10 protein-coding genes are annotated in these 11839 nt (G+C 34.1%); 4 read left to right on the plus strand and 6 right to left on the minus strand.

Annotated features, from left to right (window positions below):
• Positions 1-209: 209 nt before the first annotated feature.
• The gene (locus LB941_RS11995) at positions 210-1214 is read right to left on the minus strand and encodes an FAD:protein FMN transferase (protein ID WP_253362226.1); all 1005 of its coding nucleotides are present in this window, start codon (positions 1212-1214) and stop codon (positions 210-212) included.
• 311 nt (positions 1215-1525) lie between these two features.
• Here LB941_RS11995 and LB941_RS12000 point away from each other — a divergent pair, with 311 nt between their 5' ends.
• Positions 1526-2095, plus strand: coding sequence for a uracil-DNA glycosylase family protein (locus LB941_RS12000; RefSeq protein WP_253362227.1), 570 nt, complete (start codon positions 1526-1528; stop codon positions 2093-2095).
• A gap of 89 nt (positions 2096-2184) precedes the next feature.
• Here the strand turns inward: LB941_RS12000 and LB941_RS12005 are convergent, their stop codons facing one another.
• A complete protein-coding gene (locus LB941_RS12005; protein ID WP_253362228.1) occupies positions 2185-3018 on the minus strand; it encodes a Cof-type HAD-IIB family hydrolase in 834 nt (277 codons plus the stop codon).
• Positions 3019-3038: 20 nt separating this feature from the next.
• Entirely contained in the window at positions 3039-4418 is a 1380-nt protein-coding gene (locus LB941_RS12010) for a 6-phospho-beta-glucosidase (protein WP_253362229.1), read from the minus strand.
• An 81-nt stretch (positions 4419-4499) separates the two neighbouring features.
• On the opposite strand from LB941_RS12010, the gene LB941_RS12015 reads away from it, so the two are divergent.
• Both LB941_RS12015 and LB941_RS12020 read left to right on the plus strand, forming a co-directional pair.
• The gene (locus tag LB941_RS12015) at positions 4500-5501 is read left to right on the plus strand and encodes a LacI family DNA-binding transcriptional regulator (RefSeq protein WP_253362230.1); all 1002 of its coding nucleotides are present in this window, start codon (positions 4500-4502) and stop codon (positions 5499-5501) included.
• A gap of 151 nt (positions 5502-5652) precedes the next feature.
• A complete protein-coding gene (locus LB941_RS12020) occupies positions 5653-6984 on the plus strand; it encodes an MFS transporter (protein ID WP_253362235.1) in 1332 nt (443 codons plus the stop codon).
• Positions 6985-7162: 178 nt separating this feature from the next.
• On the opposite strand, the gene LB941_RS12025 is transcribed toward LB941_RS12020, so the two are convergent.
• Together LB941_RS12025 and LB941_RS12030 are read right to left on the minus strand one after the other, a co-directional pair.
• Positions 7163-8869, minus strand: a complete 1707-nt coding sequence (locus LB941_RS12025) for a glycosyltransferase family 2 protein (protein WP_253362231.1) — start codon at positions 8867-8869, stop codon at positions 7163-7165.
• A gap of 363 nt (positions 8870-9232) precedes the next feature.
• On the minus strand, positions 9233-9724 hold the full coding sequence (locus LB941_RS12030) for a methylated-DNA--[protein]-cysteine S-methyltransferase (RefSeq protein WP_253362232.1): 492 nt from the start codon (positions 9722-9724) through the stop codon (positions 9233-9235).
• Positions 9725-9894: 170 nt separating this feature from the next.
• Between LB941_RS12030 and LB941_RS12035 the strand changes: the two genes are divergently transcribed.
• Positions 9895-11283, plus strand: coding sequence for a glycoside hydrolase family 1 protein (locus tag LB941_RS12035; protein WP_253362233.1), 1389 nt, complete (start codon positions 9895-9897; stop codon positions 11281-11283).
• On the opposite strand, the gene LB941_RS12040 is transcribed toward LB941_RS12035, so the two are convergent.
• Positions 11243-11839: SIS domain-containing protein (locus tag LB941_RS12040; protein WP_253362234.1), on the minus strand; the 597-nt coding region annotated here is incomplete at its 5' end. The genes LB941_RS12035 and LB941_RS12040 overlap by 41 nt on opposite strands.

Raw genomic sequence — 11839 nt, forward strand, 5'->3', positions numbered from 1 at the left:
GTATCTCCAAATATGTGCTAAAAGGGAGTAAGCAACAAATCCATAAATCAGACAAAGCGATAACTGATTTATGAAGTTAATGTTTTATAGCTAACTTCCTTGTTATTCGCACTTAGTTTATTTGGTTAACTTTGAAACATATCCCTTATGTTATAAGCTTTCATAAAGTATTGAAAAAGTTAAAAGGTTTCAAAAAATGTGTCAGGCTTTCAGATAAAATGAAAACTTGTATCTAGTAATGACACATTTGAAGTTGGAATACCGACAAGTTTAATGCCTTTTTCTTTTGTAACAAAGATAGCCCCAAAAAGATTAGGGTCAGTTGTTCCCCAATTATGCGTATTTTCGCCTTCAAAAAAGAGCCGCGTGGTTTCTATTTCGCCAACGACTGAGTATTTAGAAAAAACAGTGACGCCGGCAAGATTTGTTTCATAAGGATAACCAGTTTGTGGACTTAAAATATGATGGTAGCTCTTACCATCAGCTTCTAAATGACGCTCATAAATGCCACTAGTAACGGCAGAACAGGGACCTATTTTGATGGCTGCAATTGAAGCACCGCGAGTGGCAAATGGATTTTGGACACCGATACGCCATAATTTATCAGCATGTTGAGGTGGTAGTCCCATTAGTAATAAATTACCGCCAAGATTGATAATACCACTATCAATTCCACGTGAACGCCATAAATCTTGGATACGGTCAGCGATATAGCCCTTAGCAATTCCACCTAAATCAAGTTCCATTCCTGGTTGAGTCAAGAAAACTGAGAGATTTTCATCATCAAGGATTATTTTTTCAGGATTAATAAGTTGAAGTTGCTCCTTAATTTCTCTATCAGTTGGAACATGAGCATCATCGAAACCAATTTTCCATAATTTTACAAGTGGGCCAATGGCTGCATTAAAACCAAAATGTTTTTGACTCATTTTAACCGCTAATTTGGTTAAAGCATAAGTCGCTGTCGATACTTGAACGGGATGTTTTCCAGCAGCATTATTAATAGCCATTAGTTCAGAATTATCGCGATTTACGGTTAATAAATCCTCATAACGTTGTATTACTGCATAAGCAGAGTCCAAATCAGATTCTAAAACAGTTCCAAAAGCAGTAAGGACAATCCGTGTTCCCAATCCATAATAAGTTTTTTGTAACTGACGGCGCGCAAGACCATCAATGAATTGAGAATGACTGTCAGTCCATAAATCAGTCATTAAGCAATAATAAAAAGTTAGATATGCGCATTTTAAGGTTTTTATTTTTGAATAACATAAAAGGCCTTTCTTAAATTAAGTTAATTGTGGATAACTCAATTTTTTGTTTTTTATAGTTATCCACATTATAGCATGGTAATGAAGCAGTTGCTTTTGCTAAATTTATCCACAGATTAGGATATATTAGTAAAAAGGTACAAATTATGGTTAGGATTAATTGTTAGGTTATAATCTTTTTAAAGTATTAAGTGATAAGCGTATAATAAAAAAGAAGATACTTAGCATACTTTAACGTTAAAAGGAGTCAAGTGATGACAATCTTTGATGAAATCTTAAATGATAAACAAAATGAGATATATACGCATGCGGGGCTATTTCCAATTTACTCGACACCGGCAACGGCAAGTATTTTAATTATTGGTCAAGCTCCAAGCAAAAAGGTCCAAGATTCCGGAGTAATGTGGAATGATGCTTCCGGGGACAGGTTGCGAGAGTGGTTGGGTATTACAAAAGATACTTTTTATAATTCAGGAAAAATTGCAGTTATACCGATGGACTTTTATTATCCAGGAAAGGCCAAATCAGGTGATAAGCCACCACGAAAAGGAATTGCAGAGAAGTGGCATACAAGGTTGATTCAGCAGATGCCAAACATTAAATTGACTATTTTGATTGGAGCATATGCACAACGTTACTATTTGAGTTTACCTAAAGAAATGACAATTACGGCAACCGTTCAGAACTATCAAGCGTATTTACCAAATTATTTTCCAATAGTGCATCCATCGCCAAGAAACAATATTTGGTTAAAGAAAAACCTATGGTTCGGCGAACGAGTTATTCCAGCATTACAACAAAAGGTAGCGAGGATATTAAATTAAGGATAGTAAGCTGCTAAAATAAGTGAGTCCAAGACAAAAGCCTTGGACTCACTTATTTTATAGTGCTAATGCTATTAGCTAACTTATTTTTAAATTAGTTTAAAGTGGGAAAATGCACGCGCAATGCCATCTTCATCAACAGAGGTTGTAATATAATCAGCAGCTTGCTTACATTCAGGGCCACTGTTTCCCATAGCAACGCCAATGTGGCAATAGTTTAACATTGGAATATCTATTTTTGCATCACCAAAAGCAAAGGTTGCACTTTTACTGGCATGCAAATGATTTAATAAAACGTCAATTGCGTGAGCTTTACTAATGTTAGGAACTCCAATATCGCCAAAAAGTGGATCTTCATTTTTACCGCCCCATGTACCAACTTTTAGTGAAGGAAAAGCAGCTTTGGCAGCTAAGAAGTCTTGGTAATCGTTCAAGATAAAGCTAATTTTATTTAAATCAGTCCGATAAAGCTCAGCTCCAAAAATCATTTCAGGAAATGAAGTTCTGACAGTGATATTGTTGACATCAGCAAAGCCTTTACCTTTAGCATATTGTTGCATGGTAATTTTACCGCGCTTTTCGAAATTAGCACTTGCAAATAGACCATTATTGCTTTCTAAAAAGAATTCAAGTTTATGTGCATGTAGCCAATCAACAATTTTACGTGAATCAGTTGCTGATAGCTGTTGATGCATAATAATTTGGTTGTTATCTTCAACATAGCTACCATTACCACCAATCATCCCGTCAATTCCAATAGCCCAAATTTCTGAATAAACTTCAGCTTTACTTCGTCCAGTGCAAATATAAACGCGATGTCCATTTTTTCGTGCTTGTTGAATTGCTTGAATAGCTGTTTTAGGAATAGAACCTTCATAGTTACATAGAGTGCCATCAACATCAAGAAAAATAATTTTAGACATTAAGAAATACTCCTCTTTAGTTAGATTAAAGTCCGTGCAATGTCATCTTTAACGGTAACACCATCTTTTTCTAGTTGTTTGATTTTATCTGTAAATTGAGGTAAGAAATTTTTGTGTGCGATTAGAAGTTCATCTAAAATACGTTTAGCAGTTGAACCTGACTTAATCATTGGATTCATAGTGAAAGCTTGTAACGCTAGTCCATAATTACCAGTAACAGCAGCCTCGACTGTGCATAGTTCCATATTCTTCATAAGTTGTAACCACCCTCGTTCTGCTGGTTGGAAAGGACCAAATGTAAATGGAATAGCTCCAGCAGCTCCGATTTGAGCGGAAACTTCAACTACGTGATCAGCTGGTAAATCAGGTACTGTCCCATTATTCAGTGTTGAAACGACCATATGAGTCTTCTTGTCATTATAAATAGACGTCATGGCTTCGCAGGCTGCATCGGAGTAATAAGCACCCCCACGTTCAGATAGTTGTTTTGGTTTGTAATCTAGTTTAGGATCTTTATATAATTCAAAAAGTTCATGCTCTATTTTTTTAACTTGTTGCGCACGTGTCCCAATACCAGCAAATTCTTCAAGGCTGTGATTAAGCATTTCTTCTTCACGATAATAATACCGATGATATGCACAAGGAAGCAAGCGCATGTATTCTAATTGTTCTGGGAAAAAGTTAACGTTAAAAATGTTTTTTGGTAAGGCTGCATCGCCTTTTTGAATAGCATTAATAATGTCCATCGTAACTTCACGGCCCGTATCATCGAAAACGCGATGCCAATGAAAATGATCAATTCCAGCAAAACGATAAGTTAGATGGTCTAGGGTGGTATTAATTAACTCTGGCTCTTTCATCATGGCGTTGACAGGAACATTGCACAAGCCAATGACTTTGTCCCACTTACCGTAAGTTTTAATTGCTTCAGTAATCATCCCACTAGGATTTGTGAAGTTGATAAGCCAAGCATTAGGACATAGCTCTTTCATATCAGCAACGATATCTAAGATAACCGGAACGGTTCTGAAGGCTTTAAAGATGCCACCGGCACCATTTGTTTCTTGTCCAAGCATACCATAAGAGCCAGGAATGCGTTCGTCTTTGATGCGCGCATTTAGTAACCCTACTCTAAATTGAGTAGAAACAAAGTCAGCATCTTTAAGAGCTTCACGTCTATCTAAAGTTAAATGAATTTCCCAGTCTAAACCAGCGGCTTTGACCATTCGTTTAGCCATAGCTCCAACAATTTCTAGTTTTTCTTGGCCTGCTTTAATATCAACCAACCAAATTTCTTTAATTGGCAGTTCATCTTTACGCTTGATATAACCTTCTATTAATTCAGGGGTATAACTAGAACCTCCACCAATAGTTACTAATTTTAGCTGTTTATGTGACATCTTAAAAACCTCCATAAAGTATTTTTTGTGCTAAAATAAGTGTAATTTATGGGAATATTCCCATGTCAAGGAGGAATTTTGATGACAACTATTTTTGATGTAGCTAAAAAGGCAGGTGTATCCAAGTCAACTGTTTCGCGTGTACTGACAAATAAAGGTTATGTCAATAAAAAAACACGGCAAAAAGTTGAAAAGGCAATTTCAGAAGTAGGTTATATCCCTAACTATTTAGCGCGTAATTTTCGCAATAGTCAGACACGTACAATTGGTTTTATCATCAATGGTTCCATTAAACTATTAGGAGAGTTTATTGAAAAGTTTATCAAGGTCGCAGAAAGTTTTGCATATGAAGTCGTTATATATTCAAGTGATTCAGATCCAGTTAAGGAAAAACAGTATTTGGATTTACTCAAGTATAAGCAAATTGATGGTTTATTTATTTTAACGCGGGCCAATGACTGGCAAGTAATTGAACCGTATAGTAAATATGGACCAATTGCAACATGGCATCGCGTTGAATCAACTAAAATATATTCGGCATATGTAGATCATTATTATATTTATGCGGCTATTTTGCAGAATTTACGTAAAAATGGGCATAAATATGTGGGTTTTGTTTTAAACTCTGCGCGTAGTCAAAATATGTTAAGCGCAAATGATGCAATAAAAAAGCAAGAAGCAATGGGACTAAAGACATGGAAGTATATTTGTGCGACACAAGAAAACTATGGTGAAAGTAGTGCGCAAAGTTTTTTGAAATTGTCCGAAAAGCCTAAGGTTGTTTTTATTTATGCTGACTATGTGGCTGGGATGTTTATGAAAAAATTGCGTGAATTAGATGAAACAGTTGCGAATCAAACACAGGTAATTAGTCTTGATAACAGTATTATTAGCGAACTTCTAGATATTACGTCAATTGATTTAGATATAGATACGCAGGCTTACAATGAATTTGTATATATATATAATAATTTAAATGCAGTTTCATTGCCCTTAAAAAAAATTCGCTTGAAATTAGCAGTACGTAAGAGTTTTACACAAATAGATCCAGAATGTTTTCCTGAATATAGGATTATAAAATAGTTTATTAAGTCTAAAAGCATAGAAGATAAAGACAACAATTGTTAGCTGTAGATTCGGCTGATAGTTGTTTTTTATTTATAATTATTCTAAAATAATAATGGGTATAAAGTGTTTGTGAAAAGGGGAATGCAGTTTGCAAGATTTTAAGAAAATGACGGTTTTTGCTAAAAGATTATTAGCGATAGCGTTTGTAATGTCAATTAGTCAGTCGACAATGACAACGACCTATCCAATCTTAATGAAGCAGTTTGGTGTTCAAACAAGTACAGTGCAATGGTTAACAACCGGATTTATGGTAACAATGACGTTAGTGATGCCTTTAAGTCCATGGTTACTAGACAATGTTTCATTAAGAAAGCTATTGAATGTGATTGTGAGCGTCTTTATTTTAGGTACAATTATTGCAATGGCTGCTCCTAATTTTAATTGGATAATCTGGGGTCGTTTAATTGAAGGATTGGCTGTTGGAGCATTGTTTCCAATTTTTCAAAGCTTAATTTTGGAGAGTAGTAGCAAAAAAGAACGAGGACTAGCGATGGGCGTTGTTGGCTTAGTGATGGGGTCAGCATTAGCTGTTGGTCCGATTATTTCTGGAGTTGTTTTGCAATTTGTTTCTTGGCGAGCATTATTCGGTTTATTTATCGTTTTGCTATTGTTTTTAATTGTACGTATTCAATCTGCAATCAAAGTGATACATCCGTTGACACCGACTAGATTTGATTGGTTATCAGCAGGATTACTAATTGGTTTTGGTGGCCTATTGTATGCGATCAATTTATTTCCTACAGAAGGGACAAAGTTGAAGTGGTGGTTGTTATTGTTAATCAGCTTAGCGGTATTAGTGCTTTTTGCATGGCGACAACGACAGCTAAAAGAGCCCTTTTTAAATCTCAAAGTTTTATATTTTCCAGGATATGCAGCAGCTTTGTTATTGACGGGGATTTCATATAGCGGCTTGATTATAGCAACTGTGATTTTACCATTATACTATCAGCAGATTTTTGGATTAGCACCGCTCTGGTCGGGTTTGTTAATGGTACCTGCTGCGTATATTTTGAGTCGTTTAAATCCAATCGCAGGAAAGTTATTGAATCGTGTTGGGTTGAAAGTTTTAGTTTGGCTTGGAATGAGTTTTATTACATTGGGATTTTTAATTTTAGGAACAAGTGGAACACAGTGGTTATGGACAAGTATCTTGGGCGGAATCTTGTTAGAAAGTGGTAATGCTTTTACAATGATGCCAGCGTTAACAGCGGCAAATAATGCATTACCAAAGGAATTGATGAGTCATGGTACAGCTTTAATTACGACAATGAGACAAGTAATTGGAGCGACTAGTGTTGTTGTCGCAACAGGTTTAATTGCTTATTTTGCTAATCATTTTTCGTATAGTCAAGCTTTGTTGTTAACTGCTCGATGGTTATTAATTCTCCCAATACTTGGATTTTTAGTGAGTTTAGTTTTAAAAACTAAGGAAAATTAATATGATAACTAACTATAAAAAGATGTACGTACTTGTTATGGAAATAGCAAAGAGTCCGAGATAAGAATCTCGGACTCTTTGCTATTTCCAACAATTAAAGATAATGCTCTTTAATTGTGTGCTGATTATTTATTTTACACTCAGCTTACTACAAGAAGTGCAATTTAATTTAATAAAACTACTCATTCCACTTTAAAGGTTCATGTTTTGGTTCATATAAAGCATAGTAGTTATATTTTTCAAAGCGTTTAAGCTTTTGTTGATCCTGCTTTCCTTGCTGATTTGCCTTTAGTTCAAAAATAAAACCTAAGCAACCAGGTAGAAAGGATAGTAAAATCCAAGAACAGCCAGAACAAATAATAGAAAAAACTATTGTTAATAGTGAAAAAACAATTCCTTGCCAATTCTTTTTAAAGGCATCGGTTAGAGTAATATGCTTAGTTTTTTTGGGTGTTACGTTAAATTTAGCTGGTCTTTTAAGCAAAGCAAAAAAGGTACTTTTAACCGTTAAGTAATAAAAAGACCCATATAAAAATGCAATTTGGATTTCATAGAGAAGCATTTTATGAAACTTCATACCGCGTTGGAGTTCAAAGAAACCATCAATAATTCCTTGACTAAAATAACATACTAGGACTGGAAAGAGCATTAAAAGTTGATATCCAAGCTTGATATTTGACAGTGGGAAGATAATACTGCTAAGCAATAAACTAATATATTGAAAAGCATTCATGGGAACAGAGAGCGTAAAGCTTAGTAAATCAAGCTTTTGATAAAAAGTTAGCAGTTTTGTTTTCTTAAGTGTTTTAAAATAGTTACGGAAAAATTCAAAATTAGCAGAACAAAATTTACTAGAACGTACCATCAATGCACTCATATCTACAGGAAATTCCTCATTGCCATAAATCTGAGAAGCAAATCTAATATTCCATCCCTTTAAAAGGGCTTCAACTGAAGTACAGAGATCTTCAGCAACAGCATGGGGAATTTGACCAATGTCTTCGAAGCATTCACGAGATATCATGACACCATGACCTAATTCGATGCAAACAGTGCTACCACGTTCTATAATGTGTGGCTGTTGGTCATTTTTATTAGGAGCGAGTGTACCGCTTTCAACACTTCTTATGACATTTTGCACGGGCCAAAAAATATTACCAGAGTTTGAAAAGAGATTCATAAAACTATTGTAGTTTTGACCACTGATATGATTGCATTGAAGGATACCTAGATGGTGATTATGATAAAAAAACTTTAGACATTTTTCGACAAACTTGTTTTCTAGTAATTCATCACTATCTAAGATTACGAAATAATCGTAAGATTCTTTTGGCTGTTTACAAAGATAACTATTTAAATTACCGGCTTTGGCGTGTTTATTTGGAGCATTGCGAACCCATTTAACTTGAGGATGGACTTTTACAAACTGTTGAATCATTTTAATATATTTTTCGTCAGTAGAATTATCTAAAATAACGCCTTGAACATTATCATAGGTCTGATTTAAACACTGTGCGAAGGCATAAGGAATAAAATCATTATAAGTTGTATAAAGCAATTGTACTCTTGGATGCCATCTTTTAGGTAAGGGTTGTTTTAAGATAGCGAGTTCTTGTTGTTGTTCTTTTTTTTTAATGAATTGGTATTTAGCTGCAATTACTAAATTGGAAATACCGCAAAAAAAGAAAATGGCGACGAAAAGTTGATTTAAGATTAGTAAAAAAACAAAAAAAAAGTGTCTGTTTGTATAGGTTGGAAGAATGCTATATTTTATAGCAAAGTATTCAAAGATACACATGGTAACAGACCAAAAAAATAAAATCCAAGTATATGTTGCTGGATTCTTTTTAAAGAAAAGCTTTTGCATATTTGTTTTATTTTTCATAGAAATAGCTCCCTTTTAAATTTATAAAAAAGCATAAAAAAAGAGACCAATATTCTAAAAAAATAGAATATTCGCCTCTGTACTCGCCCCAGTACATAACTAGGTTATCTGTACGAATAAAAAATGGGTTGTCTTAAATTTAGAAGGAAATTATATATTTTATTCTATATGATGTCAAGAATAGTGCTTTATAGGCACGGTAGTAGCTTGAAATAATTTCTTTTATACTTGACATATAAGGGTTATTTCGTTTTTATGAATAGATAAAAAAATATTAGAAGTAGCTATTTTTAGATATTGTTTTTTATGAAATTTATACATAGGTATAAAGAAAAAACACTTACTAAAATGAAGTGAGTGAAGCTAATTTTTATGAAGCTTTTCTAAAGATAGTAAAGCAACTTTTCTATCAATACCACCTGCATACCCAGTTAGTGTATGATTGCTTCCTAAAACACGATGACAGGGAATAACAATAGCGATGGGGTTGTGCCCAACAGCACCTCCAACAGCACGGGCACTCCCTGGTTTTTCGAGTTTACTGGCAATTTCCCCATAGGTAATAGTTTCTCCATATGGAACATTTTTTAAGATATTCAAAACTTTATTTCGAAAGACTGTGACTTCAGGTTTTAAGGGGAGTATAGCTGGACTTAAGACTTCTCCAGCAAAATATTGTGTTAACCAGTCTTCTGTCTTTTTTATAGGAACGTTTATCAAAGAGGTTGCAGTCGTTAAATCATAATTAGCCGCATAATGTTTTTGGTCGTTAAACCATAATCCAAGTAAGTAGTCAGCGTTACTTAAAAGCGTGATAGTTCCTAAGGGTGAAGTATAGTAAGCCTTATATAACAAGCCATGACCTCCTAATTTAGTGAGTTATTTTTAGTATAAACGACTTAATAGATATTGCAAAAAAAACGCTTAGGTAAAAAGATTTTCATGTTTTTGAAAATACTGCATATTTGTAAGCGCTGCATATATACTAAGCATGTATTAAGAAATTATTTTTAGGAGTGATGTTAATGGCTATTGGGCAAAATTTTATGTGGGGAGGAGCATCTAGTGCCTTTCAAGTAGAAGGAGCTCGTGATGAAGATGGTAGAGGATTATCATTGATGGATTTAAGAGCATCTAGTAGAAACCACAAACAAATGGATACAGAAGTATCTGTTGATCAGTACCACCATTTACAAGAAGATATTGGATTGATGAAAGAATTAGGGGTACAATCCTATCGATTTTCTATTAGTTGGAGTCGGGTGTTTCCAACAGGACATACAGATAAACCAAACAAAAAGGGGATTCAATACTATCACGACTTAATTGATGGATTGAAAAAAGTTGGTATCAAACCTGTTGTAACGATGTTTCATTTTGATTTTCCAAAAGCACTTTATGACGAGTATGCAGGTTGGAATAGTCGGCGGGCAATTGATGATTTTGTAGCTTATGGTAAATTTTTAATTGATGAGTATGGAAAAGATGTTGCTCATTGGTTGACGGTTAATGAGCAAGGTGTAATTGTCTTAGATTCAGAGTTGTTGGGAATCGATCCTAAACAAGATAAACAAGTTAAGTTTCAAAAAGCTTATCAGGCAAATTTATATCTTTGGATTGCACAAGCAAAACTTTATAAATATTGTCATGAAAAGTATCCTGAATCTTTGATTGGACCAGCAATTTCATATATTACAACAATCCCATATGATGGGACTTCAGAGGATGTTGCTGCAGCTAAGGAACTAGAAGACTTTTATTCTTTTGCACAAATGGAAGTGGCTATTAAAGGCACTATTCCACAATACTTTACACGACAACTATTAAATATCGGTATTAACATTGAAGTTACTAAAGAAGACAGTGAAGTCTTAAAGCAAGGAACTGCAAATTTCTTAGGACTAAACTGGTATTGTACAACGATTGTTAAACATAAACCTAACTACTTTGAAGATGAATTCATATTTAATAGAATAGAAAGAAAACAAAAACCAACCCTACGCTACACCGATTGGGGCTGGAATGATGACCCAACAGGTTTATATTATGGATTGAGACAGGTTATGGATAGATATCCAGATATTCCTTTAATGATTACAGAGTGTGGTTGGTCTGAAAAAGAGAAATTAGTTGATGGCAAAGTACATGATGATGACAGAATCAGATATCTTAAAGGGCATGTTGAAGCATTACAAAATGCGCGTAAAGATGGTGTGAATGTCTTTTCCTTCAATGTTTGGTCAATGTTTGATCTCTTAAGTGTTGGAGATGGAATGGAAAAACGGTATGGCTTGATATATGTGGATCGCACAGACTTTGATGAAAAAACGTTAAAGAGATATCCTAAAGATAGTTATTATTGGTATCAAAACTTTATTCGTGAGTATCAAAACAAGTCAACAAATAATCACTAACAATAATAGTAGGAAGAGTTCCAATTCTTTTATCGTCAAATCCGATTTTGAAAATATAATCGAAAATAGGTGAAAATTTTCCAGAATAGTCTTGTGAAATTAAAACTAATTTAGCTTTTGCATTTCTTATTTGGTACCAATCATCTCGATTACTACTAAAGTAGTTCCCATTATTAGAAATAATTATTATTACATCATTTTCGGTATAATTTTTAGTTATTTCACTAAGAACAGTTGTATTTTCAGGAACATCGACACTTTGTTTTCGCATTAAGAAACCGAGTTGTAAATTAAGAGCGATTTCTAAAGATTCACGAATTCCAATTATTGCGACATGTTTACTTTGCTTAATTAAACAGGCAATCTGTGTGAGTGTAGCTAATTCTGAATTAGCGGATAATTTATCAAGAACTGAGTTTAATCGAATTTGGATGTTTTGTAAGTATTCTTCTGGACGTTGTGCAGAGGCTATATCAAATTTAGGCTGTAAGTTAAAAGAAGTACTGGCATCATTCATTCGTTGAATCTCATATTTAAAAGTTAAAAAATCAGTATT

The organism is Ligilactobacillus ubinensis (assembly GCF_024160875.1).
GTDB classification, from domain to species: Bacteria; Bacillota; Bacilli; order Lactobacillales; family Lactobacillaceae; genus Ligilactobacillus; species Ligilactobacillus ubinensis.

Bases quoted from the DNA above. Each gene is read 5' to 3' on its own strand.
- LB941_RS12035 (WP_253362233.1), top strand. From the start codon at position 9,895: ATGGCTATTGGGCAAAATTTTATGTGGGGAGGAGCATCTAGTGCCTTT.
- LB941_RS12005 (WP_253362228.1), bottom strand. From the start codon at position 3,018: ATGTCTAAAATTATTTTTCTTGATGTTGATGGCACTCTATGTAACTAT.
- LB941_RS12000 (WP_253362227.1), top strand. From the start codon at position 1,526: ATGACAATCTTTGATGAAATCTTAAATGATAAACAAAATGAGATATAT.
- LB941_RS12015 (WP_253362230.1), top strand. From the start codon at position 4,500: ATGACAACTATTTTTGATGTAGCTAAAAAGGCAGGTGTATCCAAGTCA.
- LB941_RS12020 (WP_253362235.1), top strand. From the start codon at position 5,653: ATGACGGTTTTTGCTAAAAGATTATTAGCGATAGCGTTTGTAATGTCA.
- LB941_RS12010 (WP_253362229.1), bottom strand. From the start codon at position 4,418: ATGTCACATAAACAGCTAAAATTAGTAACTATTGGTGGAGGTTCTAGT.
- LB941_RS12025 (WP_253362231.1), bottom strand. From the start codon at position 8,869: ATGAAAAATAAAACAAATATGCAAAAGCTTTTCTTTAAAAAGAATCCA.
- LB941_RS11995 (WP_253362226.1), bottom strand. From the start codon at position 1,214: ATGACTGATTTATGGACTGACAGTCATTCTCAATTCATTGATGGTCTT.